General features: G+C 68.5%; 24 protein-coding genes. 13 read left to right on the forward strand and 11 right to left on the reverse strand.

Annotation, left to right across the window (positions count from 1 at the left end; genetic code table 11):
* The first annotated feature begins 33 nt into the window (after nt 1–33).
* A complete protein-coding gene (gene paaK, locus CNE_RS15880) occupies nt 34–1,338 on the forward strand; it encodes a phenylacetate--CoA ligase PaaK (protein ID WP_013958107.1) in 1,305 nt (434 codons plus the stop codon).
* Nucleotides 1,339–1,402: 64 nt separating this feature from the next.
* Here the strand turns inward: paaK and mltA are convergent, their stop codons facing one another.
* Complete coding sequence (gene mltA / locus CNE_RS15885) at nt 1,403–2,533, reverse strand: murein transglycosylase A (RefSeq protein WP_013958109.1); 1,131 nt, start codon at nt 2,531–2,533, stop codon at nt 1,403–1,405.
* A gap of 113 nt (nt 2,534–2,646) precedes the next feature.
* On the opposite strand from mltA, the gene CNE_RS15890 reads away from it, so the two are divergent.
* On the forward strand, nt 2,647–2,862 hold the full coding sequence (locus CNE_RS15890) for a hypothetical protein (protein ID WP_041228161.1): 216 nt from the start codon (nt 2,647–2,649) through the stop codon (nt 2,860–2,862).
* A 13-nt stretch (nt 2,863–2,875) separates the two neighbouring features.
* Here CNE_RS15890 and apaG read toward each other — a convergent pair whose 3' ends face one another.
* On the reverse strand, nt 2,876–3,250 hold the full coding sequence (gene apaG / locus CNE_RS15895) for a Co2+/Mg2+ efflux protein ApaG (protein ID WP_010809905.1): 375 nt from the start codon (nt 3,248–3,250) through the stop codon (nt 2,876–2,878).
* 239 nt (nt 3,251–3,489) lie between these two features.
* On the opposite strand from apaG, the gene rpe reads away from it, so the two are divergent.
* The 8 genes from rpe to CNE_RS15935 all read left to right on the forward strand — a co-directional run bounded on the left by rpe (nt 3,490) and on the right by CNE_RS15935 (nt 10,804).
* Nucleotides 3,490–4,191, forward strand: coding sequence for a ribulose-phosphate 3-epimerase (rpe, locus tag CNE_RS15900; RefSeq protein ID WP_041228163.1), 702 nt, complete (start codon nt 3,490–3,492; stop codon nt 4,189–4,191).
* Nucleotides 4,188–4,931 (forward strand): phosphoglycolate phosphatase, encoded by a 744-nt coding sequence (gene gph, locus CNE_RS15905; protein ID WP_013958111.1) that lies wholly within the window; start codon nt 4,188–4,190, stop codon nt 4,929–4,931. The genes rpe and gph overlap by 4 nt, the downstream gene beginning before the upstream one ends.
* 421 nt (nt 4,932–5,352) lie before the next feature.
* Nucleotides 5,353–6,870 carry an anthranilate synthase component I gene (gene trpE / locus CNE_RS15910; RefSeq protein WP_013958112.1) on the forward strand — a complete coding sequence of 506 codons (1,518 nt, stop codon included), beginning with the start codon at nt 5,353–5,355 and terminating at the stop codon, nt 6,868–6,870.
* Nucleotides 6,871–6,890: 20 nt separating this feature from the next.
* Nucleotides 6,891–7,460, forward strand: coding sequence for an aminodeoxychorismate/anthranilate synthase component II (locus tag CNE_RS15915; RefSeq protein ID WP_013958113.1), 570 nt, complete (start codon nt 6,891–6,893; stop codon nt 7,458–7,460).
* Nucleotides 7,461–7,522: 62 nt separating this feature from the next.
* Nucleotides 7,523–8,548, forward strand: a complete 1,026-nt coding sequence (trpD, locus tag CNE_RS15920) for an anthranilate phosphoribosyltransferase (protein WP_085959688.1) — start codon at nt 7,523–7,525, stop codon at nt 8,546–8,548.
* 11 nt (nt 8,549–8,559) lie between these two features.
* Complete coding sequence (gene trpC / locus CNE_RS15925; RefSeq protein ID WP_013958115.1) at nt 8,560–9,363, forward strand: indole-3-glycerol phosphate synthase TrpC; 804 nt, start codon at nt 8,560–8,562, stop codon at nt 9,361–9,363.
* Between the two features lie 3 nt (nt 9,364–9,366).
* Nucleotides 9,367–9,996 carry a CYTH domain-containing protein gene (locus tag CNE_RS15930; RefSeq protein ID WP_013958116.1) on the forward strand — a complete coding sequence of 210 codons (630 nt, stop codon included), beginning with the start codon at nt 9,367–9,369 and terminating at the stop codon, nt 9,994–9,996.
* A gap of 31 nt (nt 9,997–10,027) precedes the next feature.
* Nucleotides 10,028–10,804: a uracil-DNA glycosylase gene (locus tag CNE_RS15935; RefSeq protein ID WP_013958117.1), complete on the forward strand. Its 777-nt coding sequence runs from the start codon at nt 10,028–10,030 to the stop codon at nt 10,802–10,804.
* 4 nt (nt 10,805–10,808) lie between these two features.
* Here the strand turns inward: CNE_RS15935 and CNE_RS15940 are convergent, their stop codons facing one another.
* Entirely contained in the window at nt 10,809–11,087 is a 279-nt protein-coding gene (locus CNE_RS15940; RefSeq protein ID WP_013958118.1) for an acylphosphatase, read from the reverse strand.
* Between the two features lie 212 nt (nt 11,088–11,299).
* Here CNE_RS15940 and CNE_RS15945 point away from each other — a divergent pair, with 212 nt between their 5' ends.
* A complete protein-coding gene (locus CNE_RS15945) occupies nt 11,300–13,051 on the forward strand; it encodes an ABC transporter permease (RefSeq protein WP_013958119.1) in 1,752 nt (583 codons plus the stop codon).
* A gap of 7 nt (nt 13,052–13,058) precedes the next feature.
* Nucleotides 13,059–14,396 (forward strand): ABC transporter ATP-binding protein, encoded by a 1,338-nt coding sequence (locus CNE_RS15950; RefSeq protein ID WP_013958120.1) that lies wholly within the window; start codon nt 13,059–13,061, stop codon nt 14,394–14,396.
* An 80-nt stretch (nt 14,397–14,476) separates the two neighbouring features.
* On the opposite strand, the gene CNE_RS15955 is transcribed toward CNE_RS15950, so the two are convergent.
* From CNE_RS15955 to CNE_RS15975, 5 genes are all read right to left on the reverse strand, one after another.
* On the reverse strand, nt 14,477–16,873 hold the full coding sequence (locus CNE_RS15955) for an FUSC family protein (protein ID WP_013958121.1): 2,397 nt from the start codon (nt 16,871–16,873) through the stop codon (nt 14,477–14,479).
* 50 nt (nt 16,874–16,923) lie between these two features.
* Nucleotides 16,924–18,738 carry a M61 family metallopeptidase gene (locus CNE_RS15960; RefSeq protein ID WP_013958122.1) on the reverse strand — a complete coding sequence of 605 codons (1,815 nt, stop codon included), beginning with the start codon at nt 18,736–18,738 and terminating at the stop codon, nt 16,924–16,926.
* Nucleotides 18,739–18,808: 70 nt separating this feature from the next.
* A complete protein-coding gene (gene acuI, locus CNE_RS15965; protein WP_013958123.1) occupies nt 18,809–19,813 on the reverse strand; it encodes an acrylyl-CoA reductase (NADPH) in 1,005 nt (334 codons plus the stop codon).
* Nucleotides 19,814–19,925: 112 nt separating this feature from the next.
* The gene (locus CNE_RS15970; protein WP_013958124.1) at nt 19,926–20,684 is read right to left on the reverse strand and encodes a DsbC family protein; all 759 of its coding nucleotides are present in this window, start codon (nt 20,682–20,684) and stop codon (nt 19,926–19,928) included.
* 51 nt (nt 20,685–20,735) lie between these two features.
* A complete protein-coding gene (locus tag CNE_RS15975) occupies nt 20,736–22,031 on the reverse strand; it encodes a UbiH/UbiF family hydroxylase (RefSeq protein WP_013958125.1) in 1,296 nt (431 codons plus the stop codon).
* A gap of 121 nt (nt 22,032–22,152) precedes the next feature.
* On the opposite strand from CNE_RS15975, the gene ychF reads away from it, so the two are divergent.
* Nucleotides 22,153–23,244, forward strand: coding sequence for a redox-regulated ATPase YchF (ychF, locus tag CNE_RS15980; protein ID WP_013958126.1), 1,092 nt, complete (start codon nt 22,153–22,155; stop codon nt 23,242–23,244).
* 72 nt (nt 23,245–23,316) lie between these two features.
* Here ychF and CNE_RS15985 read toward each other — a convergent pair whose 3' ends face one another.
* From CNE_RS15985 to CNE_RS15995, 3 genes are read right to left on the reverse strand one after another with little or no spacing between them, the layout of a single operon-like run.
* Nucleotides 23,317–23,820: a GDYXXLXY domain-containing protein gene (locus tag CNE_RS15985; RefSeq protein WP_013958127.1), complete on the reverse strand. Its 504-nt coding sequence runs from the start codon at nt 23,818–23,820 to the stop codon at nt 23,317–23,319.
* Entirely contained in the window at nt 23,817–24,932 is a 1,116-nt protein-coding gene (locus CNE_RS15990; protein WP_013958128.1) for a DUF4401 domain-containing protein, read from the reverse strand. Before CNE_RS15990 ends, CNE_RS15985 begins: the two co-directional genes overlap by 4 nt.
* The gene (locus CNE_RS15995) at nt 24,929–25,954 is read right to left on the reverse strand and encodes a DUF2157 domain-containing protein (protein ID WP_013958129.1); all 1,026 of its coding nucleotides are present in this window, start codon (nt 25,952–25,954) and stop codon (nt 24,929–24,931) included. The genes CNE_RS15990 and CNE_RS15995 overlap by 4 nt, the downstream gene beginning before the upstream one ends.
* Nucleotides 25,955–25,983: the final 29 nt, after the last annotated feature.

Consider the following 25,983-nt stretch of genomic DNA (forward strand, 5'->3'; position numbering starts at 1 on the left):
ACTTAAGACCAACGCCCCCGTGCAGGAGACGACATGAGCACGCGCCTGACCGATCTGCCCCTGGATGCGATCGAGACCGCCAGCCGCGCCGAGCTGCAGGCCTTGCAGCTGGAGCGGCTGAGATGGTCGCTCAACCACGCCTACGCCAATTCGCCGGTGTACCGCCGCAAGTTCGACGAAGCCGGGGTCCACCCCGACCAGCTGCATTCGCTGGCCGACCTGGCGCGATTCCCGTTCACCAGCAAGCAGGACCTGCGCGACAACTACCCGTTCGGCATGTTCGCCGTGCCGCAGGACCGGGTGGCGCGCATCCACGCCTCGTCCGGCACCACCGGCAAGCCCACCGTCGTCGGCTACACGCTCCAGGACATCGACAACTGGGCCACGGTGATGGCGCGCTCGATCCGCGCCTCGGGCGCGCGGCGCGGCGACAAGGTGCACATCAGCTACGGCTACGGCCTCTTCACCGGCGGCCTGGGCGCGCACTACGGCGTGGAGAAGGCCGGCCTGACCGCGATCCCCTTCGGTGGCGGCCAGACCGAGCGCCAGGTGCAACTGATCCAGGACTTCAAGCCCGAAGTGATCATGGTGACCCCCAGCTATATGCTGGCGATCGCCGACGAGTTCGAGCGCCAGGGCATCGACCCGGCCAGCAGCTCGCTGCGCGTTGGCATCTTCGGCGCGGAGCCGTGGACGCCGGAAATGCGGCTGGCGATCGAGAAGCGCATGGGCATCTCGGCAGTCGATATCTACGGCCTGTCAGAGGTGATGGGCCCGGGCGTGGCCAATGAGTGCGCCGAGACCAAGGACGGCCCGACCATCTGGGAAGACCATTTCTACCCCGAGATCATCGATCCCGACACCGGCGCAGTGCTGCCCGACGGGGAGTTCGGGGAGCTGGTGTTCACCTCGCTGACCAAGGAGGCAATGCCGGTGGTGCGCTACCGCACCCGCGACCTGACCCGGCTGCTGCCGGGCACGGCGCGTGCGGCATTCCGCCGCATGGAGAAGGTCACCGGCCGCACCGACGACATGATGATCGTGCGCGGGGTCAACGTGTTCCCGTCGCAGATCGAGGAACTGATCCTCAAGCACGCCGAGCTCGCGCCGCACTACCAGTGCGTGCTGACCAAGGACGGCCACATGGACACGCTGACGGTGCGCGTGGAATGCGCCCACGGCAGCGAGCCGGCGCTGGCGCAAGGCGCGCGCGAGCGGCTGGCGCAGGAGATCAAGGCCTATATCGGCGTCACCGCCGGCATCGAGGTGCTGCCCGAGGGCGGCGTCGAGCGCTCGGTGGGCAAGGCGCGGCGGATCGTCGACCAGCGCCCGCGCTGAGGGCTGTCCACCATGAAGAAAGGGCGCCGCGATGGCGCCCTTTTTGCATTGCCGGCTGCGGCGCTCAGCTGCGCGGCATCAGCACCCACATGCGGCCGCCCTGCTTCATGCGGCCCGCGGTCTCGCCGGCGGCGTCGCCCGCGCCCCAGAAGAAGTCCGCGCGTACCCCGCCCTTGATGGCGCTGCCGGTGTCCTGCGCGAACATCAGCCGCTGGATCGGCTCGGTCGACAGCGGGCGCGTGGTCGACAGGAACACCGGCACCCCCAGCGGGATGGTGGCCGGGTCGACCGCGATCGAGCGCTCCGCCGTCAGCGGCACGCCCAGCGCGCCCACCGGGCCGTCGTTGTTGGCCGGCAGCTCGCGGAAGAAGACAAAGCGCGGGTTGATGTTGAGCATCTCGTCGACGCGGCCCGGGTTGGCGCGCGCCCAGGCCTTGATGCCCTGCATGGTGGCCTGCGCCGGCGTGATCTCGCCGCGGTCCAGCAGCCATTTGCCGAACGAGCGGAACGGCTGGTCGTTGGTGCCGCCGAAGCCCACCCGCATGATGCTGCCGTCGGCCATGCGGATGCGGCCCGAGCCCTGGATCTGCAGGAAGGCGGCCTCGACTGCGTCATCTACCCAGACCAGCTCGCTGCCGCGCATGGCCGGGTTCTGCAGCAGCTCGGCGCGGGCCGGCAGCGGGCGGTTGCCGAACTGCGCCGGCTTGCGGTACAGCGGCACCTGGAATTTGCCCTGGCGCGTGCGCGAGCCGTGCAGGATCGGTTCGTAGTAGCCGGTGATCAGGCCGTTGTCGGTGCCGTCGCCGTTGAGCACGCGGTATGGCTGGAAGTTGCTTTCGAAATAGGCGCGCATGGCGTTGAGGTCGCCGGCATCGACCATCATGCCGGCGGCACAGGCGCGGCTCCACTCGGCGCGCTTCTTCAGCGCCTGGCAGCTGGCCTGCAGCGCGGGCCAGGCGGCGCGCACGTCGTCCTGGGCCCAGCCGCCGATCTCGGCCCAGCTGGCGGCCTGCAGACTGCCCTTCTGCGACGAGGCCGTCGGCGGCGTGGCCGGGCCGGTCTCGATGCGCGGCGGCGGGCCGCTCATGCAGCCGGCCAGCAGCACGGCCGCGCCGGACAGCGCCAGCCAGCCGCGAACGCGCAGCGAGCGCCAGGGAGAAACTGGGGAAATCGGGAAAGAGTCTGCGTATGCCATCTTGCTATTGTTCAAAGTCCGGGCGGCGCAGCTTGCGGGCCGATTGCCCCTACAATCCCACCGTCATCCTTCAACCATCGCCTGCGCCCCCGCGGGCCTGCGCTGCATCCGCCATGAGCAAGTTCTTCGAAGCCCATCCCATGCTGCTGTTCGCCCTGGAAGCCGGCGTGGCGCTGTTCCTGCTGATCTTTATCGTGGTCTGGACCATGGGCACGGCGAAAAAGAACCCGCGCCCCACGCGCGCCCCGTCCGAGCATCCGTCGCGCCAGCCGGCGCAGGGCAGCGCTGAAGCGCCGCCGCAGGATCAGGACAGCGCATCGCGCCAATAGGTTCCCCGCAGGGTCAGTGCAGCATGCGCGGCAGCACCAGCGCAAATTCAGGGATCGGCACCTCGAAGCGGTGGCCGTCCTCGGCCACGCAGAAGTATTCGCCCTTCATCGAGCCCACCGGAGTCGAGATGGTGGCCCAGCTGGTGTATTCGAAATGCTCGCCCGGCTTGAGCAGCGGCTGGTGGCCGACCACGCCCAGGCCCGCCACTTCCTGCGTGCCGTTGTCGCTGTCGGTGATGACCCAGTGGCGCGAGATCAGCTGCGCCGCCACCTCGCCGGTATTGTGGATGGTGATGGTGTAGGCGAAGGCATGGCGCCCGCGCTCAGGTTCTGACTGGTCCGGCAGGTACTGGGTGCGTACCGAGACGGAGAAAGCGTACTCGCTCATCGTGGGCAGGGCCGGCGTGTGAGGCGCCAGGCAGGGAAGTGGGTAGCCGCATTGTGCGGGATGGCCGCGGCACGGGCAAGAGCACCGGCAAGATCACCGCGCGCCGGGCAGCGGTAGAATATAGCCCTTTCAGGGCCGGGCCGCGCCGGACGCCCCGCCTGATCCCCTCTGGCGCCCGCCCCTGGGCACGCCAGAGACGCAAACAGCATTCCCCAGCACCCCACCTCCTAGCCGCCGACATGAGCACGCCCACCTACCGCATCGCCCCGTCCATCCTGTCCGCCGACTTTGCCCGCCTGGGCGAGGAAGTGCGCCGCGTGACCGAGGCTGGCGCCGACTGGATCCACTTCGACGTGATGGACAACCATTACGTGCCCAACCTGACCGTGGGCCCGCTGGTGTGCGAGGCGATCCGCCCCCACGTGACCGCGCCGATCGACGTGCACCTGATGGTGCGCCCGGTGGACCGGATCATCCCGGACTTTGCCAAGGCGGGCGCCAATATCATCACCTTCCACCCGGAAGCCAGCGAGCACGTGGACCGCTCGCTCGCGCTGATCCGCGACCACGGCTGCCAGGCCGGCCTGGTGTTCAACCCGGCCACGCCGCTGCACCACCTGGACCACGTAATGGACCGCCTCGACGTGATCCTGCTGATGTCGGTCAACCCGGGCTTCGGCGGCCAGTCGTTCATTCCCGAGACGCTCAACAAGCTGCGCGTCGTGCGCCAGCGGATCGATGAATACACCGCCCGCACCGGCCGCACCATCCTGCTGGAAGTCGACGGCGGTGTGAAGGTGGACAACATCGCCGAGATCGCGGCGGCCGGCGCCGACACCTTCGTGGCGGGCTCGGCCGTGTTCGGCAAGCCGGATGCGGACGGCGGCTACCGCGGCATCATCTCGGCCCTGCGCGGCGAACTGGCCAAGGCCGGCCAATGACCGACGGCGTGTTCCTGCGCCGCACTGACTGGCGCGGCATCGAAGGCGTGATCGTCGACCTCGACGGCACCATGGTCGACACCGCGGGCGACTTCCACGCCTCGATCAACGCCATGCTGCTGGCGCTGGGCCGCCAGCACCCCAACCTCGGCCCGGCGGCGCCGATGTCCGAGGCGGAGATCGTCAGCTATGTCGGCAAGGGTTCGGAAAACCTGATCCGGCGCGTGCTGGACGCGCGCTTCTCGCCGCTGCATGCCAACGGCCTGTTCGCCGACGCCTATGCGCTGTACGACCGCGAGTACATCCGCATCAACGGCCAGTTCTCGCAGGTCTACCCCGGCGTGCGCGAAGGCCTGGCGGCGATGAAGGCGGCCGGGCTGCGGCTGGCCTGCGTGACCAACAAGCCCTACAGCTTCACCGAGCCGCTGCTGGCCAAGACCGGCCTGGCCCAGTACTTCGAGCTGGTCTACGGCGGCGACGCCTTCCCGCTGCGCAAGCCCGACCCCTTCCCGCTGCTGAAAGTGGCCGACGCCTTCGGGCTGGAGCCGTCGACCATGGCGGCGCTGGGCGACTCGGAAAACGACGCGCAGGCGGCCCGCGCGGCCGGCATGGGCGTGCTGCTGGTGCCCTATGGCTACAACCATGGCAACCCTGTACAAGGCGTTGACGCCGATGGTATAGTCGACTCCATTGCCCACGCCGCAGCGCTGTTTGCGGCACACTGGGCAGGTCATCGATAGTCCGAATTTCGTCGATCCCGACCAAATCCCAAACATTTCATGTTTCTCAACCGCAAACGCATCTCTTCTGGCAGTGATCGGCAGGCTTGGCCCTGGCGTCGCTGGCGCGCCTCCCAACAGGCGTAAAGTGCGTTCGCGAGTCTGCTGACGAGCCCTCGACCCGAGGGCCTCGCCACACCGGCCTAGCTGCCGGGCATTCCCACCAAAACCCGCCGCAAGCCAGCGTAGCCGCCATATTCGTGTGCTACGTTTAGCTCAAGAACGCGCCGCACGCCCTTCCCCGGCCGTGTGCAGTCTTGTCCGCAAGCCGCTTGCACCACGGTCCGCCAACGGGGCGGGTATCCATTCGCTCCAGCCTGATTGCCGATAAGCGGCGCCGCGCCCCTCCACCGCGCAGCGCGCGCCGCACAAGAGGACCGACATGACCGAACTGGAATTCAAATCGCTGGCCGACCAGGGCTACAACCGCATCCCGCTGATCGCCGAGGCCTTTGCCGACCTGGAAACGCCGCTGTCGCTGTACCTGAAGCTGGCCCAGTCGCAGACGCGCGGCGTCAACACCTTCCTGCTGGAATCGGTGGTGGGCGGCGAGCGCTTCGGGCGCTTCTCGTTTATCGGCCTGCATGCCCGCACGCTGCTGCGCGCCTTCGGCAACCGCACCGAGGTGGTGACCGACGGCAAGGTGGTGGAAACCCATGAAGGCAACCCGCTCGATTTCATCGCCGAGTTCGAACAGCGCTTCAAGGTGGCGCTGCGCCCCGGACTGCCGCGCTTCTGCGGCGGCCTGGCCGGCTACTTCGGCTACGACGCGGTGCGCTATATCGAGAAGAAGCTCGCCGACACGCAGAAGCCCGACGACCTGAACCTGCCGGACATCCAGTTGCTGCTGTGCGAGGAACTGGCCGTCATCGACAACCTGTCGGGCAAGCTCTACCTGATCGTCTACGCCGACCCGACCACGCCCGAGGCCTACCCCCGCGCCCGCCAGCGCCTGCGCGAGCTGCGCATGAAGCTGCGCCAGCCGGTGGACGTGCCGGTCACCAGCCCGTCGGTGCAGACCGAGGTCTACCGCGAATTCGCCAAGCCCGACTACCTGGCGGCGGTGCACAAGGCCAAGGAATACATCATGGCCGGCGACATGATGCAGGTGCAGATCGGCCAGCGCCTGGTCAAGCCCTACCGCGACGCGCCGCTGTCGCTGTACCGCGCGCTGCGCTCGCTGAACCCGTCGCCGTACATGTACTTCTACAACTTCGGCGACTTCCAGGTAGTGGGCGCGTCGCCGGAGATCCTGGTGCGCCAGGAGGAGCGCAAGGTCGGCACCAACGGCGACATGCGCAGCGAACACATCGTCACCATCCGCCCGCTGGCCGGCACGCGCCCGCGCGGCAATACGCCGGAGAAGGACGCCCAGCTCGCCACCGAGCTGCTGCAGGATCCCAAGGAGATCGCAGAGCACGTGATGCTGATCGACCTGGCGCGCAACGATATCGGCCGCATCGCCGAGACCGGTTCGGTCAAGGTCACCGACAAGATGGTGATCGAGAAATACTCGCACGTGCAGCATATCGTCAGCTCGGTCGAAGGCACGCTGCGCGAAGGCATCAGCAATCTGGACGTGCTGCGCGCGACCTTTCCGGCCGGCACGCTGTCGGGCGCGCCCAAGGTCCACGCGATGGAAATCATCGACGAGCTGGAACCGCGCAAGCGCGGCATCTATGGCGGCGCGGTGGGCTACCTGTCGTTCGGCGGCGAGATGGACCTGGCGATCGCGATCCGCACCGGCATCGTCAAGGACGGCAACCTCTACGTGCAGGCCGCCGCCGGCATCGTCGCCGATTCGGACCCCGAAGCCGAATGGAGGGAAACCGAAGCCAAGGCGCGCGCCGTGATCCGCGCCGCCGAGCAGGTCCAGGATGGCCTGGACTCCGACATCTGAGAGAACAGGAGACAGACGCCATGCTGCTGATGATCGACAACTACGATTCGTTCACCTATAACCTGGTCCAGTATTTCGGCGAACTGGGCGAAGACGTACGCACCTACCGCAACGACGAGATCACCATCGAGGAGATCGAGGCGCTCAAGCCGGACCACATCTGCGTCTCGCCCGGGCCGTGCAGCCCGAAGGAAGCCGGCATCTCGGTGGCAGCGCTGCAGCACTTTGCCGGCAGGATCCCGCTGCTGGGCGTGTGCCTGGGCCACCAAGCCATCGGCGAGGCTTTCGGCGGCAAGGTGATCCGCGCCAAGCAGGTGATGCACGGCAAGGTCAGCACCATCGAGACTACGCAGCAAGGCGTGTTCGCCGGGCTGCCCAAGCACTTCGACGTGACGCGCTATCATTCACTGGCAATCGAGCGCGAAACCCTGCCCGATTGCCTGGAGATCACCGCCTGGACCCCGGACGGCGAGATCATGGGCGTGCGCCACAAGACGCTCGCCGTAGAAGGCGTGCAGTTCCATCCCGAGTCGATCCTGTCCGAGCATGGCCATGCGCTGCTGGCCAACTTCGTCAAGGCGCCGCGATGAGACTGCTCGATTCCGCACCTTCCAGCCCGCACCACGCCATCCAGACTGTCAACGAGAACGCCATGATCACGCCGCAAGAAGCCCTGACGCGCTGCATCGAGCACCGCGAAATCTTCCATGACGAGATGCTGCACCTGATGCGGCAGATCATGCAGGGGCAGATCTCGCCGGTGATGGCCGCCGCGATCCTGACCGGCCTACGCGTGAAGAAGGAAACCATCGGCGAGATCTCCGCCGCCGCGCAGGTGATGCGCGAGTTCGCCAACAAGGTGCTGGTGGCAGATCGCGAGAACTTCGTCGATATCGTCGGCACCGGCGGCGACGGCTCGCATACCTTCAATATCTCCACCGCATCGATGTTCGTCGCGGCCGCCGCCGGCGCCAAGATCGCCAAGCATGGCAACCGTGGCGTCAGCTCCAAGTCGGGCAGCGCGGACGTGCTGGAAGCGCTGGGCGTGAACATCATGCTGACGCCCGAGCAGGTCGGCCAGTGCATCGAAGAGACCGGCATCGGCTTCATGTTCGCGCCCACGCACCACCCGGCGATGAAGAACGTCGCCCCGATCCGCAAGGAGATGGGCGTGCGCACCATCTTCAATATCCTGGGCCCGCTGACCAATCCGGCCGACGCGCCCAACATCCTGATGGGCGTGTTCCACCCCGACCTGGTCGGCATCCAGGTGCGCGTGATGCAGCGCCTGGGCGCGAAGCACGCCATCGTCGTGTACGGCAAGGACGGCATGGACGAGGTCTCGCTGGGCGCCGCCACGCTGGTGGGCGAACTGAAGGACGGCGAAGTGCGCGAGTATGAGATCCACCCCGAGGACTTCGGCCTGCAGATGATCTCCAATCGCGGCCTGAAGGTGGCCGATGCGATGGAGTCGAAGGAAATGCTGCTTGAAGCGCTGACCAACGTGCCGGGCACCCCGCGCGAGATCGTGTCGCTGAACGCTGGCACCGCGCTGTATGCCGCCAACGTGGCCGACTCCGTCGAAGACGGCATCCGCCGCGCGCGCGAGGCGATTGCCAGCGGCGCGGCGCGCGAGAAGCTCGACCAGTTCGTGCGCGCCACCCAGCAGTTCAAGTAAGAGACGCGAATATGTCCGACATCCTGCAAAAGATCCTGGCCGTGAAGGCCGACGAAGTCGCCGCCGCACGCAAGAAGCGCGACCTGCCCAGCCTGCGCGCCGAGGCCGAAAGCCTGCGCACTGAGCCAGGCCTGGCACCGCGCGGCTTTGAGCGCGCGCTGCGCGAGAAGATCGCCGCTGGCCAGGCCGGCGTGATCGCCGAGGTCAAGAAGGCATCGCCGTCCAAGGGCGTGCTGCGCGAGCACTTCGTGCCCGAGGCGATTGCCGAAAGCTACGCCAGCCATGGCGCTGCCTGTTTATCGGTGCTGACCGACGTGAACTTCTTCCAGGGACACGCCGACTACCTGAAGCGCGCCCGCGGCGCCTGTCCGCTACCGGCCCTGCGCAAGGACTTCATGGTCGACCTGTACCAGGTCTATGAAGCGCGCACCTGGGGCGCCGACTGCATCCTGCTGATCGTCGCCGCGCTGGACCCGGGCCTGATGGCCGACCTGGAAGCCTGTGCGCTCGAGCTCGGCATGGATGTGCTGGTGGAAGTGCACGGCGACGACGAGCTCGATGCGGCGCTGCGCCTGAAGACTCCGCTGCTCGGCGTGAACAACCGCAACCTGCGCACCTTCGAGGTGTCGCTGGACAACACCCTGGACCTGCTGCCGCACATGCCGGCCGACAAGCTGGTGGTGACCGAGTCCGGCATCCTCGGCCCGGCAGATGTGAAGCGCATGCGCGATGCCAACGTGCATGCCTTCCTGGTGGGTGAGGCGTTCATGCGGGCGCCGGATCCGGGCGTAGAGCTGGCGCGGCTGTTTGCCTGAGCCATGGCCCAGGAAATCGAACTCAAGCTGACCGTCCCCGACGACGCGCTGGCCCCGCTGGCCGCCTGGCTCGACGCCAACGGCGCCCCGCAGGGCGAAGCCACGCTGCTCAACGTCTACCTCGACACCCCGGAACGCGACCTGGCGCAGGCGCGCGCCGCGCTGCGGTTGCGCCGCAAGGGCGAGCAATGGCTGCAGACACTGAAGACCGCCGGCAGCAGCCAGGGCGGCCTGGCCACGCGTCATGAATGGGAGGCAGAGATCGCCGGCGAGACCATCGAGCTGCAAACCTTCCCCGCGGAAGCGCAAACCGTGCTCGCGCCACTGATCGGCCGGCTGGTGCCGGTGTTCCGCACCGACTTCGTCCGCCGCACCTGGCTGGTCACGCAGGACGGCGCGCGCATCGAGGCCGCGCTCGACTCCGGCACCATCACCGCGCCGGCCGCCACCGCGCAGGAACCCATCCAGGAACTCGAACTGGAATGGCTCGACGGCGACGCCGCGCACGCGACCAATGCCCTGCGCGCCTTTGCCGCGCGGCTGACCACCGTTGGCGCGCTTGCACCCTCGGACCTCAGCAAAGCCGCCCGCGGCTACCGCCTGGCGGGAATCACCGAAGGCAAGGCCTCATAATCGCGGTTTTCCCGCCAAGCTTTCCTCACGCATGCAAGCTGATCTCTTCGCCGCCGAAGCCCCCCGCGCCCCCGGCGAACCGTCCCCTGCGGCCAGCCTGCAGGTCCAGGCCGACGCCCTGCCCGCCGCCTGGCGCACATTGATGGACCCGTGCATCCGCGTGCCGGCGTGGCAGGAACTGGCCGCCTTTGTCGACGGCGAACGTGCCGCTGGCAAGGCGGTGTTCCCGCACCATGTCTTCCACGCGCTGCACCTGACCCCGCCCGACGCGGTCAAGGTGGTGATCCTGGGCCAGGATCCCTACCACGGCACCGGTACGGTCGGCGGCGTGGAGCTGCCGCAGGCGCACGGGCTGGCGTTCTCGGTGCCGGAGGGCATCAAGGTGCCCCCCAGCCTGCGCAACATCTTCAAGGAAATCGCAGCCGAGTTCGGCGCCAACGGCAACGGCGCGCCGCGCACCTCCGGCAACTTGGAAGGCTGGGCGCGCCAGGGCGTGCTGCTGCTCAACACCGTGCTGACGGTGGAACAGGGCCAGGCCGCCAGCCACGCGCGGCGCGGCTGGGAAGCCGTCACCGATTGCCTGATCCAGAACCTCGCCGCCAGCCGCCCGAATCTTGTGTTCATGCTGTGGGGCAGCCACGCGCAGGCCAAGAAGCCGCTGCTGGGCGCCGGCCACTGCGTGCTGGAAGCGCCGCATCCGTCGCCGCTGTCGGCGCACCGGGGCTTCCTGGGCTGCGGGCATTTCCGCGAGGCCAACCGCTGGCTGGAAGCGAACGGCCGCACGCCGGTCGACTGGACCGCCGCCTAGTCCATCAGATCGTCGGCCGGAACTCGAAGCCGCCAAACTCCCCTTCCCCAGGCCCGACCTCGACCAGCGTCACCTGCGCCGCCGGCGGGCCCTGTTCCATCCACGCCTGCAGGGCTTCGAGCTGCTTGACCGTGCCGTGCGCCATCACCTCGACGGTGCCGTCGATCCGGTTGCGCACCCAGCCGCCAAGCCCCAGGTCGTCCGCCGCGTCGGCGCAGGCGGCGCGGTAGCCCACGCCCTGCACGCGCCCATGCGCGACCAGGCGCCAGGTTTCCTTCTTCATGGCTTTTCCCTTTGAGCGCACGTCGGCAGCGTGCGCGATCTGTCATCCACACCAAGTAAACTAGACCGCCATGCCGGGCGTTACAAAGGGATGCGCGCCGCCCGGCGTGAAGCCGGCGGCATGCGGGCTTTGCCATTGTCCGCCGGGGCCGCGATCCAGGGCCGGGTTACAAGCCCTGCCATCCAAGCTCGATACAAGCCCGAGAAGCGCCCATGATGCCACCCGCCGACCGCCGCGCGGCCCAACCCGCCCCTGGCTTTGACAGCCAGCTGCTGCGCGCGCCGCCCAACCGCTTCGACCTCGCGCTGCTGCCGATCATCCTGGCCGTGATCGTGATGGTCGCGTTCGCCGCGCAGCAGATGAACGCCCCGTTCCAGCCCGACCAGCAGCTGGCGGTGCACCTGGACGTGGCCTACCTGCCCTACTACCTGATGCGCACCAGCATCCGCATGCTGGCGGCGCTGGCGGCGTCGCTGCTGTTCTCGCTGGCCTTCGCCGCGCTGGCGTCCAAGAGCCGCACGGCCGAGAAGGTGCTGGTGCCGGCGCTGGACATCCTGCAGTCGATCCCGGTGCTGGGCTTCCTGTCGATCACCGTGACCGGCTTTATCGCCCTCTTTCCCGGCAATATCGCAGGGGTGGAGTGTGCGGCGATCTTCGCCATCTTCACCTCGCAGGCGTGGAACATGGCGTTCAGCCTGTACCAGTCGTTCCGCACCATCCCGGGCGATTTGCTGGAAGCGGCGGCCATGTTCCGGCTGTCGCCGTGGCAGCGCTTCTGGCGGCTGGAAGTGCCGTTCGCCATGCCGGGGCTGCTGTGGAACATGATGATGTCGATGTCCGGTGGCTGGTTCTTCGTGGTGGCGTCCGAGGCTATCTCGGTATCCGGCCACGATATCCGCCTGCCCGGCATCGGCTCCTATATCGCGCTGGCGATCCAGCAGCAGGACCTGGCCGCGATCGGCTGGGCGATCCTGGCGATGCTGGTGGGCATCCTGCTGTACGACCAGCTGCTGTTCCGCCCGCTGGTGGCATGGGCCGACCGCTTCCACTTCGAGACGCTGGCGCAGGACAAGCTGCCGCAGTCGTGGCTGCTGGACCTGCTGCGCCGCTCGGCGTGGGTGGGTGCACTGCTGGCGCAGACGGCGGCGCTGGCCGGACGCACGCTGGCGTGGGGCGCGCGCCGCGGGCAGGCCCCGGCGCAGCCGGACAATCCGCGGCGCGCGCTGTGGCTCGGCCGGCTGCGCGACGCCGTGATCGTGCTGGTGGCATTGGCCGCATTGCTGCGCGTGGGCTACTTCGTGCACAGCGAAGTGGGCTGGGCCGAGGTCGGGCATGTGCTGTGGCTCGGCACGATTACGATGGTGCGCGTGGTGGTGCTGATCGCGCTGGCGGCGCTGGTGTGGGTGCCGATCGGCATCCGCATCGGCCTGAACCCGGAGCTGGCGCGCATTGCCCAGCCGATTGCGCAGTTCCTGGCCGCCTTCCCGGCCAACCTGATGTTCCCGCTGGCGGTGATGCTGATCGTGCGCTTCGGACTGAACCCGGAGATCTGGCTGAGCCCGCTGCTGATCTTCGGAACGCAGTGGTACATCCTGTTCAATGTGGTCGCTGGGGCTTCCGGCATTCCCACCGAACTGAAGCTCGCCGCGCGCAACTTTGGCCTGCGTGGCTGGCTGCTGTGGAAGCGCTTCCTGATCCCCGCAGTCTTTCCCAGCCTGCTGACCGGGCTGGTGACGGCCGCCGGCGGCTCATGGAACGCGAGCATCGTGTCCGAGTACGTGACCTGGGGCGACCGCACCATCGTCGCCACCGGGCTCGGCAGCTATATCGCCGAGACCACCGCGCGCGGCGACTTCCCGCGCATTGCGCTGGGCATCGGCGTGATGGCGCTGTTTGTGGTCGGCTTCAACCGGCTGCTGTGGAACCGCCTGTATCAACTCGCGCAAGAGCGCACCCGCTTGTAAGGCAACGATGGCCGAGAACATTGCATCCACCGCCGCCCCCGCCGTGATCGAGCTGCGCGGCGTCGGCAAGATCTTCCGCACCGCCAGCCAGAGCGACCGCGCCGTGCTCGAAGGCGTGGACCTGACGCTGCGCGAGGGCGAGATCGTCGCCATGCTGGGCAAGTCCGGCTCGGGCAAGTCCACGCTGTTGCGCATCATGGCCGGGCTGGTCGGCGCCGACCGCGGCGAGGTGCACTTTCGCGGCGAACGGCTGGCCGGCACCGCCGAGGGCATCGCCATGGTGTTCCAGTCGTTCGCGCTGTTCCCGTGGCTGACGGTGCAGCAGAACGTCGAGCTGGGGCTCGAAGCCCAGGGCGTGCCCAGGGCCGAGCGCGAGCGCCGCGCCGAGGCCGCGATCGACATGATCGGGCTGGCCGGCTTCAACAGCGCGCTGCCGCGCGAGCTGTCGGGCGGCATGCGCCAGCGCGTGGGCATTGCGCGCGCGCTGGTGACCGAGCCGGACCTGTTGCTGATGGACGAAGCCTTCTCGGCCCTGGACGTGCTGACCGGCGAGACCCTGCGCGACGAGATGCTGGCGCTGTGGGAAAGCGGCCGTGCCAATATCAGGAGCATCCTGATCGTCTCGCACAATATCGAAGAGGCGGTGATGATGGCCGACCGCATCGTGATCCTGTCGAGCGACCCGGGCCGCATCCGCGCCGAAGTGCCGGTGGCGCTGCCGCGTCCGCGCAACCGCGACAGCGCGCAGGTGCGCGCGCTGGTCGACGAGATCTACGCGCTGATGACCGCCCCCGCCGCCGAAGCGCGCCTGCCCGCGCAAGCCCCCGCGCGCCAGATCGGCTACCGCCTGCCGGATGCCGACATCAGCCAGATGGAAGCCATCCTCGACCTGCTGTGCGAGGCGCCCTTCAACGGCCGCGCCGACCTGCCGCACCTGGCCGACGAAGCCGGCCTCACCGACGACGAACTGCTGCCCGCCTGCGAAGCACTGCAGCTGGTGAAGCTGGTGGCGATCGAGCGCGGCGATATCACCGCCACCGAGGCCGGCCGCACCTACTATGCCGCCGAGCCGCAGCAGCGCAAGACGATCTTTGGCCAGCAACTGCTCGGCAACGTGGCGCTGGCCGCGCACATCCGCCGCGAGCTGGTGGCCAGCGAAACCGGCGAGATCCGCGAGGAACAGGTGCTGAACGAGCTCGAGCAGTTCCTGAAGGCGGCCGAGGCCGAACGCGTGCTGAGCGTGGCGATCGGCTGGGGGCGCTATGGCGAGATCTTTGAGTACAGCTACAACAGCGGCATGCTGACACTGCCCGAGGAGGAGCTGCCGCAGGGGCAAGGGGCTTAAGCCACAACCATGGTTTGCTCCCCCGGCCCCTCTCCCGCACGCGGGAGAGGGGAGCAACCCCACGGCCTTCAATCGCGCTGCTAAGCGCGCGCCCGCATGGCGCGGCCGATCGCACCGGTGCGCAGCGCGATCTTGGCCGCATCCTCGCGCAAAGCGCGCAGGCGGCGGTCCAGCACCGCATTGGCCGGACGGCCGGTGGAACTGGCGGTGGGACCGGCCTCATGGCTGGATTCGCCGGCGGCGGCCGCGTGCACCAGCACGTCGGTGCGGCGCTTGTCGGCCGAATCGGCCAGGCGGGCGCGGCGTTCGGCGACGGCGTCTTCGGCGGCCTCGGCAACTTCGGTGCTGACGGTGGCCGCTACCGGTTCGGCATCGGCGACAGCTTCAGCGGGGGTTTCGTCCGGCTTGTCCACGGCCGCAGGCGCTGCCGCCTTGCGTTCCACCGGCGTTTTCCCGCTGCGGATAAAGCCCGCGCCACGACCGCCGCCGCGCTCATCGGCATGCAGCCGCTCGCTGGCCACCTGCAGGCTGTGGCTGGCGGCCTCGGTGGCCTGCTCGATCGCGGCTTCCGCGGCCGGAATGTCGAGTTCGTCATAGTGCTGGCGCACCTGGATGCGCGCCGACGCCACGTGCGCCGCCACCAGGTAGTTCTGCACGATAAAGCGGTTCAGGTTGTCCACCGCGCGGTGCCGGCTCTTGGGCTCGTCCAGCATGCGCTGGAACGACGAGATCAGCGCCGACAGGTTGTCCATGAACTGCTTGCGCTGCACGCGGTACGCAAAGTCATCCTTGGTCCGGCGCAGCAGCAGGTCGCGCGTGGCGCCGATATAGCGGCGGTTGGCCTGCAGCACCCCCTCCACCAGCTTGGGGATGGCGCGGTATTCCCAGCTCGGCAGCACAAAGCTGAACAGCGAGGCGATGATGCCGCCGATCACCGTATCCACCAGCCGCTCGCCCGCCACGGTTGGACTCCCCGGCATCAGCAGGTGGATCTGGATCAGCACCTGGATGCAGGCGGCAATCGCGGTATAGCGGTACTTGATGGTCACGAACGCGGCGCTGGCCACCAATGACAGGAACAGCACGCCCAGCAGGATCAGCGGCTGGTGCACCACCTTCAGGATCGCGACCGAGACCACGCAGCCGATCAGCGTGCCGATCACGCGGTCGTTGTAGCGCTGCTTGGTCATGCTGAAGTTGGGCTTCAGGATGACGATGATGGTCAGCAGGATCCAGTAGCTGTGCGACACATAGGGCACGTGCTCGGCGATCCACAGCCCCAGCGACACCGCCATCGAGATCCGCAGCGAGAAACGGAACGCCGGCGAACTCCACTTCAGGTTGTCGCGCAGCACGCTGAACTCATACTTCTGGCGCGTCAGGAACGGCGTCATGTCCGAGCCGGGCAGCACCCTGGCCGGCTCCACCGGCGTGCGCGACGCTTCGTGCAGCTGGCCGACCAGCGTGATCGCGCCGCGCATCATGTCGAGCGTTTCAACCAGCGCCGTCATCGCCGCCGGGTTGATATGGTGGTGGCGCAACTGCGCGATCTCGGCCTCGACCGCGCGCAGGCCCGGGCGGTATTCCACCGTGGCGTACGAGGCGCGGCCGCGCGTGACCTCGTAGGCAATCTCTTCCACGTCCTTGCACATCTGCAGCACCAGCCCGCGCAGGTGGTCCAGCACCGGCGTGCCGGCAAAGGTCTGGCGCAGCAGTGGATAGTCGGTGTTGGTCGACAGGATGTACTCGTACAGGTCGAGCATGCGCATGTGCACCTGCACCAGCAGCCCGTCATGCGGGGTGCGGTTGCCGCGCAGCACCAGGTCGCGCGCGGCCTGCTGGCGCTCGGCCACCACGATCTGCTGGCGCACCAACTGGTTGAACTGGGCCTCATAGTCGTTGCCGGCGTCGTAGAAGCCGGCCTTGATCTCAAGATAGCCGGCCAGCTCATACAACGATTCGGCCAGCACCTGCTGCTTGGTGCGGCGCTCGGTGATCCAGCTCACCAGCATCGCATAGCCGAGATAAGCGACCGCGCCGATGCTGAACAGCGCCGCGTGCTCCAGCGCGCGCCGCACCAGGAAGTCTTCGTTGATGGTCAGCGTCATCACGAACAGCGCCGCGAACTGCAGCGGCAGCGTCTTGTTGCCGTACACCGTCATCATGCCGGCCAGGAACGTCACCAGCACCAGCAGGAACGGCATCACGCGCGGGAACGGCGTGGCCAGCGCCACCACCAGCGTGACCACGCTGCACAGCAGCACGCTGGCCAGCATCTCGTTGAACTTGTGGTTCAGGGGGCTGGGCAGGTCCATCAGGCTAGTGCACAGCGCCCCCATCGACACCACCATGGCGGTGGGCAGGTCGCTGAAGTGCAGCGCGATCAGCGTGGCGCCGATCACCCCGGTGGCCGAGCGCAGCCCCCGGTAGACGTAGTGCGAATACAGGAAGGTGCGGGGATCGTGCGCGTATTGCATGCAGCGGGGGCGATGGAGTGCGGTGGCGGCTGTGGCAGCGGAAGACTAGTTCACTGGCCCAGCCAGCGCGAGCGTGCCGCGTGCCGTCCGCTCTCGAGCTTCACCTTGAACTGCGCCGCCGGCTCGCGCGCCAGCGTCACCGGCAGCACCTGCAGCTCGTCGCGGCGGAAGGCGTGCAGCTCGACGCGGTCGCCGGTACGGTAGCGCGCCAGCAGCTTGTCGATCTGGCCCGGCGCCACGCGCAGCCCGTCGATCGCCACCAGCAGGTCGCCGGCGGACAGGCCCGCGGCCTGCGCCGCGCCGCCGTCGAACACCTGCGCCACGCGCACCCAGCCCTCATCGCTCTTGACCTTGATGCCCAGCGCCGCAGTGCGCGCCGGCTTCTGCGCCTCGGCCTTGACGCCGAAGGTCCTGAACAGCGCCGGCAGCGGCAGCTCGCCCGTGCCTTCGGTCAGCGAGCGCAGCAGCGGCCCCATGCGCAGACCGGTGACTTCATCGAACAGTGCATGGACCTCGGCCTCGGTCACGCCGCGCTGCACCGCGCCCGGCGCGTAGAAGCCGCGGCCGTAGCGGCGCCACAGCGCTCGCATGACATCGTCCAGCGAGCGTCGCCCGCGGGTCTTGTCGCGGATGGTCAGGTCCAGCGCCAGCGCCACCAGCGAACCCTTGGTGTAGTAGCTGACGATGGCGTTGGCGGCGTTCTCGTCCTGGCGGTAGTACTTGGTCCAGGCATCGAAGGAGCTTTCCGCCACGCTCTGCTTGGTGCGGCCGCTGCCGCGCAGCACGCCGTTCCAGGTCTTGGCCAGCATCTCGACGTATTGCTCGTCGGTAATGCAGCCGGAGCGCACCAGCACCAGGTCGTCGTAGTAGCTGGTGAAGCCCTCGAACAGCCACAGCAGCGGGGTATGGGTTTCCTCGGCCAGCCGGTACGGCACGAACGCGGCCGGCTTGATGCGCTTGACGTTCCAGGTGTGGAAATACTCGTGGCTGCACAGCCCGAGGAAGGTGCGGTAGCCCTCGCTGGTGTCGCTGTCGCCGCGCACCGGCAGGTCATTGCGCGCGCATATCAGCGCGGTGCTGGCGCGGTGTTCCAGGCCGCCGTAGCCGTCGGTGGTGACCATCGTCATGAAGACGTAGCGGCGGTTGCTGTCCAGGAACGGCGCCTGCGCGGTCTTGGGTTCGAACAGCCGGATCTGCGTTTCGCAGATGCGCTTCAGGTCGCGGCACACGCGCTCGAGGTCGAGCTGCGGCACGCGCCCGGTGAAGACCACGTCGTGCTGCGCGCCGCAGGCGCGGAAGCTGGCCAGCTGGAAGGTGCCCATCTCGACCGGATGGTCGACCAGCTCATCGTAGTCGGCCACCTGGTAGCGGCCGAAGCCGTAGCGCTTCGCGCCTGCGCGGCCCGGCGCCTCGCGCATGGCGGTGGCCACGCGCCAGCCGCGATAGGCCTCGCCGGCGGGCGCATGGATATCGACGGTGCATGGCCGCTCGGCCTGCCCGTCCACGCACAGGAACACCGAGCTGCCGTTGAAGAAGCCGTGGGTGGTGTCCAGGTGCGCCGCGCGCACCGACAGGTCCCAAGCATAGACCTCGTAGCTGAGCGTCAGCGGGCCGTCGGCCAGGCTGACCGGCGCGGCCTGCCAGCGCTGCTTGTCGAGCTTGGTCAGGCTGACCTCGCGCCCGCCCGCGTCGGCGCGGATGCGCACGATATTGCGCGCGAAGTCCCGGATCATGTAGCTGCCCGGGATCCAGGCCGGCAGCGAGAAACACTGGCCGGCGGGATCGGGCTCGCTCACGGTAACGGTGACGGCAAACAGGTGCGCTTCAGGCTGAAGCGGGGCAATGGCGTAGCGGATCGGCGTCATGGGCTGGATTGTAACGTCGGCGCCTGCGGGCGGCGCCGACGCGGTGGTGCATCAGGGCGACGGTGCCCGATCAGCCGCGATTCACATCCACCACCACGCGCCCCCGCATGCCGCCTTCCATGATCTTGCGGCCCGCCTCGATCGCATCGCCCAGGCCGATCTCGCGCGTCAGCGCATTGAGCCGGTCCGGCTCCAGGTCGCTGGCCAGGCGCTGCCAGGCCTGCTCGCGCAGCGGCATCGCCGCCATCACGCTGTCGATGCCGTGCAAGGTGATGCCGCGCAGGATGAACGGCGCCACCGACCCCGGGAAGTCCAGGCCCTGCGCCAGCCCGCACGCCGTCACCACGCCGCCGTAGCGCACCTGAGCGCAGGCATTGACCAGCGTGTGCGAGCCGACCGAGTCGACCACCGCGGCCCAGCGCTCTTTCTGCAGCGGCTTGCCGGGCACGCCCAGTTCGGCGCGGTCGATCACGTCATCGGCGCCCAGCGCCTTCAGGAAATCCGTTTCCCTGGTCTTGCCGGTCGAGGCCACCACCTTGTAGCCAAGCTTGCTCAACAGCGAGATCGCCACCGTCCCCACCCCGCCCGAGGCGCCGGTCACCAGCACCTCGCCATCGCCCGGGCGCACCGGGCCGTTGACGCCGCCGCGCTCCAGCGCCAGCACCGACAGCATCGCGGTATAGCCCGCGGTGCCGATCGCCATGGCCTGGCGCGTGGTGAAGGCGTCGGGCAGGCGCACCAGCCAGTCGCCCTTCAGGCGCGCGCGCTGCGCCAGGCAGCCCCAGTGCGTCTCGCCCACGCCATAGCCATTGAGCACCACCTTGTCGCCAGCCTTCCAGCGCGGGTGCGCGGACTCCAGCACCGTGCCGGCGCCGTCGATGCCCGCCACCATCGGCCACTTGCGCACCACCGGCGAGCGGCCCGTGATCGCGAGCCCGTCCTTGAAATTGATGGTGGAGTAATCGACGGCAACCAGCACATCGCCGTCGGCGGGCAGCTGCGCGTCGTCGAGCGTGGCGATACTGGCCTGGGTGGCGCCGTCGGCCTGGGTCAGCAGCAATGCCTGGAAGGTCATGGTGTCTCCTTTGTCGCCTGCCGGCGATCGCATGGAATCAGGGAAAAGGCAGAAAGCAGAACGGCCGGACAAGTCCGGCCGTCGATCGGGCCGGGACAGGTCCGGCGCGCGCTTATTTCTTGATGCTGGCGAGCTTGCGTTCCAGCGTGGCGACGTCCGCCGCGCCGGGGATGCGGGTGCCGTCGGTGAAGAACACCGCCGGCGTGCCGGTCACGTTCAGGCTGTGGCCCAATGCCAGGTTCTCTTCCAGCGGGGTCTTGCAGCTGCCGTTGCCGCTCAGCGCCACCTGCTTGAGCATCCAGTCGCGCCAGGCCTTGGTGCGGTCAGAAGCGCACCAGACCTGCTTGGCCTTGGCTTCGGAATCCGGCGACAGCACCGGGTACAGGAAGGTGTACACGGTGATGTTGTCCATCTGCTGGAAGGTCTGCTCGATGCGCTTGCAGTAGCCGCAGTTGGGGTCGGAGAACACCGCCACCTGGCGGCTGCCATCGCCCTTGGTCCACTTGATCGCGCGCGCCAGCGGCAGGTCCGACCACTTGATGCGGTTGATCTCGGCCAGCCGCTCTTCGGTCAGGTTGGCGCCGGTGCGGGTGTCGATCATCTCGCCGTTCAGGATGTAGCGGCCTGAGGCGTCGGTATAGACCACCTGCCCGCCGATATTGGCCTCGAACAGGCCCGGCACCGGGGTCTTGCTCACGCTCTTCACTTCGGCGCGGCCGCCCAGCACCTTCTGCAGCGACTCCTTGATGCGGTCGGTGCCGGGCTCGCTGGCAGCCATGGCATGCAGCGCGAAACCCGCCGCGGCCAGCCCGCCGGCGATGGCGGTGATCGCGGCGCTGATGGCGGGGCGGCGGCGCAGGAATGAGAACATGTGGGCTCCAGAGTATTCGGTAAAGGGATCGGATCGTGGGTGCGGCCGCGGTCAGCCGAGCGCGCGCGCGATCAGGAAGCGCTTGAGCAAGGACTGTCCGCCGACCGCGCGCATGCCGGTGTTGCGCACCACGCGCGCCACGCCGCCCGGCAGCGAGAACAGCCGGTGCAGGCCGTCGGTGGCCGCGGTCAGCGACAACAGGTCGGTGGCGCGGGCGCGCTCGTAACGGCGCAGCAGGCGCAGGTCGCCCTCGCTGCGGAAAGGTTCTTTGTCGGCCATCACGCGGCCAAGTTCCGCCACGTCGCGCAGGCCCAGGTTCATGCCCTGCCCGGCCAGCGGATGCACCACGTGGGCGGCGTCGCCCACCAGCGCCACGTGCGGCTGCACGAAGTGGTCGGCACGCTGCAGCACCAGCGGGAAGCCTTGCGCCGGGGTCACGCAGCGCAGCGCGCCGAACTGCGCGCCGATCGCGCCGCTGGCGCCCTGCATCACGGTGGCGGCCAGGGCCTCGGGCGACAGCGCCAGCAGTTCGTGCGCGTGGGCCTCGTCGGCGGACCAGACCATCGACACATGGTTGTCCGGCAGCGGCAGTATCGCCAGCACTTCGCCGTTGGCGGGTTCCTCGTCGGCCATCAGCTTTTCGGGCGCGCCCAGGAACCACTGCCACGCGGTTTCGTGGTGCGACCGCTCGCAGGCAAAATTGGCGACCACGCCCAGCTGGCGGTACTTGCGCGTGCTGACGCCGATATGGCATTGCTGGCGCAGCCAGGAGCGCGCGCCGTCGGCGCCGACCACGCAGGCCGTGCGCAGCTTTTCGCCATTGCCCAGGGTCAGCGTGACACCGTCCGGATCGCGCTCGAACGCGCTCGCCGTGGCGTCGTGCCAGGTCACTTGATGCTGAAAGCCCAGCGCCGTATCCAGTGCGCGCTCGACGTGGCCGGATTCGATGATCCACGCCAGCTGCGGCACGGCGGCCGCGTAGGCCGAGAAGTGCAGGTCCCCGTCCAGGCTGGGTGAAGTCTCGGCCGCGCTGACATCGCCGAACACGCGCATGTCACGCACCGGCTGGATCCGCGCCGGGTCCAGCGCTTCCCAGACGCGCATGCGCTCCAACAGCGCGTGCGAGCTGGCCGAGAAGGCATAGATACGGCTGTCCCAGTCATCCGGCCCGGCCGGCGCGCGGCCGCTGGCGCGGGGCGGCCTGGGCGCGACCAGCGCCACGTCCATGCCCTGCTGGCCCAGCAGCAGCGCGCAGGACTTGCCGACGATGCCGCCGCCGACGACAGCAACCTGGAAAGCGGAGGAGTTGCGCGCAGACGGGCGCGCGGACGCGTGGGATCGGGTCATGGCTGGATTATAGCCACGTCACTCCTGGCCCTGCCCCACGCCCGCATGCCCCGACCATGCAGGCCGATGGCGAAGCCCCCTTCCGCTAGAATACGGGTTTTGCAATTTCCCGCCTTCTACCATGAGCCTCCAATGCGGCATCGTCGGCCTGCCCAACGTCGGCAAGTCCACGCTGTTCAATGCCCTGACCAAGGCCGGCATCGCCGCCGAAAATTACCCGTTCTGCACCATCGAACCCAATGTGGGAGTGGTCGAAGTGCCGGATCCGAGGCTCGCCAAGCTGGCGGAGATCGTCAAGCCGGAGCGCGTTCTGCCGGCCGTGGTCGAGTTCGTCGATATCGCCGGCCTGGTGGCGGGCGCCTCCAAGGGTGAAGGCCTGGGCAACCAGTTCCTGGCCAATATCCGCGAATGTGACGCCATCACCCACGTGGTGCGCTGCTTCGAGGACGACAACGTGATCCACGTGGCCGGCAAGGTGGACCCGCTGTCGGACATCGAAGTGATCAACACCGAACTCGCGCTGGCCGACCTGGCCACCGTCGAGAAGGCCCTGGCCCGCTACATCAAGCCGGCCCGCGCCGGCGACAAGGAAGCCCTGCGCCTGGTCGCCGTGCTGGAAAAGGCGCAAGCCGTGCTGGACCAGGCCAAGGCCGTGCGCACCCTGGACCTGGCGCCCGAAGAGTGGGAAGCCATCCGCCCGTTCTGCCTGATCACCGCCAAGCCGACCATGTACGTCGCTAACGTGCGTGAAGACGGCTTCAAGAACAACCCGCACCTGGACGCCGTGCGCGAGCACGCCAAGCTGACCAATTCCCCCGTGGTGTCCGTCTGCGCCGCCATCGAAGCCGAGATCGCCGACCTGGACGACGCCGACAAGGCCGAATTCCTGGCCGACCTGGGCATGGAAGAACCCGGCCTGGACCGTGTGATCCGCGCCGGCTTCAAGCTGCTCGGTCTGCAGACCTATTTCACCGCCGGGGTCAAGGAAGTGCGCGCCTGGACCATCCACGTCGGCGACACCGCCCCCAAGGCAGCCGGCGTGATCCACACCGACTTCGAACGCGGCTTTATCCGCGCGCAGACCATCGCCTATGAAGACTTCATCAGCTTCAAGGGTGAGACCGGCGCGAAGGAAGCCGGCAAGATGCGGGCGGAAGGGAAGGAGTATGTGGTGAAGGATGGGGATGTGATGAACTTCCTGTTCAATGTCTGACCGGCAGATCTCGTGAAATAGCCACCGCATGCGGTGGCTATTTTCTTTGGGCCGGGGCACATCACTTTCGCCTCACAACCTCTCCATCCCCTTCCCCCGCAACCCCACCAGCAGCGCCTGCCCGTCCGCCCCCACGCGGAACTCCCCATACTGCGCCTGCGCGAACCGCTCGCCCTGCCCCTCCTGGAAGAAATACGCATCGGTCGACACCTGCACCTGCATGCCGCCCCAGCGCGAGCGGGCGACCTGGTAGCGCAGCAGTTGCTCCCCTGCTGCCAGCGGCTCGCCACCGTACACGCGTACAAAGCTGGCCACGCCCTGTTCGTCACTGCGGATCACCGCCACGCCATTGCGTGGAGGCCGGTCGTCCTGCTTCCGCATCTGAGCGGCGCGGATCATGTTGCCGATCTCGAAGTTCAGCGCCATATAGTCGCCCTGCATCAGCGAGCGCGGGTCGACCGGGGCGAGCTTGAGGTAGACGGTTTCACCGCGCGCCAGCAGGCGCTCCTTGCCGGCGATGCCGGCGGCGGCAAGTGCCAGCGTCAGGGCCCAGGCGATCAGGATCCAGCGTTTCATGCGGCCTCCATCTTGGTGCGGCCCAGCAGCCAGTAACGGCCTGCCAGCAGCAGTACGCCAGCCGCGGCAAGCGTGGCGGACTTGGCCAGCAGCGTCCAGTGCAGCGCGCTGTAGTACCAGATAAAGCCGATAGCGATGCTGGCGATGCCCAGGCCCAGCCACGGCATCGACGCGCGGCGCAGGGCCAGGCCGAGCGCGAGAACCCCTGCCACGACTGCGGGCGCGGCGGCCATCAGCGCGCCGAAGGCCGCCACGCCAGCAAGGACGGCGCCCTGTACGGCGGGGCTGAGTGCCAGCCGGCGGCATTCGGCGAGCGCGAAGCCGGCCAGCACCAGCGTGGCCAGCCCGCCAGCGACCCAGTGCGCCAGCGGGATACGTCCGGCTTCCGGGCCGCCCAGCCAGGCCAGCGGATGGCTCATGCCGGTGACGACCAGTGCAACGGCCAGCGTGAACAGCAGCGTCGCGTCGGCCAGCGGTTCCAGCAGCGTGTGGCGGCCGGCCGCGCACAGGCGTGCTTCGGCCAGCGTGAAACCCGTCACCAGCGCGCAGCCGAGCGGCACCAGCCAGCCGAGGGACCAGGTCAGCAACAGCCAGTCCTTCGGCTCGCTGCCGGCCAGGACGAGATGCATGGCGCCTGCCAGCCCGATCCATGCGCCCACCGCGCACAGCAGCCGGTGCAGCCGGTTGGGGACCAGCAAGGCGAGCGCTGCCTCGAACAGTGCCAGTCCGGCCCAGAAGCCTGCGCTCTCGGTGACGCGCGTGAAGCCCAGGGCCTCGGCCAGCCCGAACACGGCCATACCCTGCCCGCTCAGGCTCACGGCCAGCGCGAACTGCCCCGCGGCAATGCCGCCGCCACGCCAGTACAGCAGCGCGGCCAGCGCGATCATGGCCAGGCCGGTCACCGCCATGGCGATGCCGTTCTCGCGCGCGGCGACGAAGACGGTGCCGACCAGGAAGAGCTGGAAGAACAAGGCGCCGAGCCAGCCCGCCGCGCCCATCAGGCAGCGCACGGCCCAGGGGGTGTGGGTGTGGTCGGGCCGCTCGCCCTGTACCTCGCCGCCTGCAGCGAGATCCTGCCAGAGCCGTTGCTCGGTCTGCAGTTCGGTCGTCATGCCTGCTCCAGTTGGCCACGCCAGGCACGCATCAGCCAGGCGGCCGCGCCGGCGGCAAGGCCGACGGTCACCAGCCCGAGCAGCAGGAAGGCGCCGAAATCGTCCTTGCCCTCGAACAGCACCTTGGCGATCGCGGCCACCGCCAGCACGATGCCGGTCAGGCAGGCCAGGCTCAGCACCACGATGTCGAAGGCGCGCTGGCGGAACCACCAGACCAGGGCGGCCAGTACCACCAAGGCCAGCGCGAATGCGGCGCCGTCGAAGTGGCTGTCCAGCAGGCTGGCCAGCCCCAGCGAGCCGGCGTGCACACAGGCCAGCGCGGCCAGCATGCGGCTGCCGGTCTGCCCGCGCAAGCCCAGCGCGGGCGCCCTGGCGCACAGCAGCTGCCACAGCACCAGTTGCAGCACCACCGCGCCCAGCAGCGCCAGCGTGGCGGTGCGCATATGACGCGTATCGAACAGCAGCGCGAACACGCCTTCGACACCGAAGCGGATGCTGAAATAGCGCAGCAACGCCACGTTGCCGACCACGATCACCAGCCACCAGTGTGGTGCGGCGCGCGCCGCCAGCGCCCAGGGCACCGCCAGCAACGCCCATAGCGCAAACAGCTGCCAGGCGTCGGCGCCGGTCTGGTAGGTCTGCCCGATCACCGCGAGCAGCACGCCGGCGACGACCTGCGCGCCGCCCAGCGCGGCGCGGCCCGCGGTGTCGCCAGCCGGGCGCAGCCAGGCAAAGGCGGCGAGCAGCGTGAGCGCGCCGGCCAGCAGGCCGAACTTGGAAAACTTGTGGAGGTCCTGCCAGTTGAAGGCGAAGAACACGATCACGCCCGCGCACAGCAGCGCGGTGCCCAGCGCCATCAGCGCCGTGTCCAGCCAGCGGCGCCAGTCGCTGGCGACGGGCTCGGTGCGCGCCCACGGCTCAGGGACGCCAGCCGCGTCCAGGCGCCCCAGTGCGCGCCAGTCGGCCAGTGCCCGGCGGATGGCGCGCCGTTCGCCGTTGGCTACGGTGGGTGTGCCTTGCATGCTCGCCCTTGCGTGCTGAGATGACGGGG

The sequence above is a fragment of the Cupriavidus necator N-1 genome (genome assembly GCF_000219215.1).
In the GTDB taxonomy this organism is placed as follows: domain Bacteria; phylum Pseudomonadota; class Gammaproteobacteria; order Burkholderiales; family Burkholderiaceae; genus Cupriavidus; species Cupriavidus necator.

Bases quoted from the DNA above. Each gene is read 5' to 3' on its own strand.
- paaK (WP_013958107.1), top strand. From the start codon at position 34: ATGAGCACGCGCCTGACCGATCTGCCCCTGGATGCGATCGAGACCGCC.
- mltA (WP_013958109.1), bottom strand. From the start codon at position 2,533: ATGGCATACGCAGACTCTTTCCCGATTTCCCCAGTTTCTCCCTGGCGC.
- CNE_RS15890 (WP_041228161.1), top strand. From the start codon at position 2,647: ATGAGCAAGTTCTTCGAAGCCCATCCCATGCTGCTGTTCGCCCTGGAA.
- apaG (WP_010809905.1), bottom strand. From the start codon at position 3,250: ATGAGCGAGTACGCTTTCTCCGTCTCGGTACGCACCCAGTACCTGCCG.
- rpe (WP_041228163.1), top strand. From the start codon at position 3,490: ATGAGCACGCCCACCTACCGCATCGCCCCGTCCATCCTGTCCGCCGAC.
- gph (WP_013958111.1), top strand. From the start codon at position 4,188: ATGACCGACGGCGTGTTCCTGCGCCGCACTGACTGGCGCGGCATCGAA.
- trpE (WP_013958112.1), top strand. From the start codon at position 5,353: ATGACCGAACTGGAATTCAAATCGCTGGCCGACCAGGGCTACAACCGC.
- CNE_RS15915 (WP_013958113.1), top strand. From the start codon at position 6,891: ATGCTGCTGATGATCGACAACTACGATTCGTTCACCTATAACCTGGTC.
- trpD (WP_085959688.1), top strand. From the start codon at position 7,523: ATGATCACGCCGCAAGAAGCCCTGACGCGCTGCATCGAGCACCGCGAA.
- trpC (WP_013958115.1), top strand. From the start codon at position 8,560: ATGTCCGACATCCTGCAAAAGATCCTGGCCGTGAAGGCCGACGAAGTC.
- CNE_RS15930 (WP_013958116.1), top strand. From the start codon at position 9,367: ATGGCCCAGGAAATCGAACTCAAGCTGACCGTCCCCGACGACGCGCTG.
- CNE_RS15935 (WP_013958117.1), top strand. From the start codon at position 10,028: ATGCAAGCTGATCTCTTCGCCGCCGAAGCCCCCCGCGCCCCCGGCGAA.
- CNE_RS15940 (WP_013958118.1), bottom strand. From the start codon at position 11,087: ATGAAGAAGGAAACCTGGCGCCTGGTCGCGCATGGGCGCGTGCAGGGC.
- CNE_RS15945 (WP_013958119.1), top strand. From the start codon at position 11,300: ATGATGCCACCCGCCGACCGCCGCGCGGCCCAACCCGCCCCTGGCTTT.
- CNE_RS15950 (WP_013958120.1), top strand. From the start codon at position 13,059: ATGGCCGAGAACATTGCATCCACCGCCGCCCCCGCCGTGATCGAGCTG.
- CNE_RS15955 (WP_013958121.1), bottom strand. From the start codon at position 16,873: ATGCAATACGCGCACGATCCCCGCACCTTCCTGTATTCGCACTACGTC.
- CNE_RS15960 (WP_013958122.1), bottom strand. From the start codon at position 18,738: ATGACGCCGATCCGCTACGCCATTGCCCCGCTTCAGCCTGAAGCGCAC.
- acuI (WP_013958123.1), bottom strand. From the start codon at position 19,813: ATGACCTTCCAGGCATTGCTGCTGACCCAGGCCGACGGCGCCACCCAG.
- CNE_RS15970 (WP_013958124.1), bottom strand. From the start codon at position 20,684: ATGTTCTCATTCCTGCGCCGCCGCCCCGCCATCAGCGCCGCGATCACC.
- CNE_RS15975 (WP_013958125.1), bottom strand. From the start codon at position 22,031: ATGACCCGATCCCACGCGTCCGCGCGCCCGTCTGCGCGCAACTCCTCC.
- ychF (WP_013958126.1), top strand. From the start codon at position 22,153: ATGAGCCTCCAATGCGGCATCGTCGGCCTGCCCAACGTCGGCAAGTCC.
- CNE_RS15985 (WP_013958127.1), bottom strand. From the start codon at position 23,820: ATGAAACGCTGGATCCTGATCGCCTGGGCCCTGACGCTGGCACTTGCC.
- CNE_RS15990 (WP_013958128.1), bottom strand. From the start codon at position 24,932: ATGACGACCGAACTGCAGACCGAGCAACGGCTCTGGCAGGATCTCGCT.
- CNE_RS15995 (WP_013958129.1), bottom strand. From the start codon at position 25,954: ATGCAAGGCACACCCACCGTAGCCAACGGCGAACGGCGCGCCATCCGC.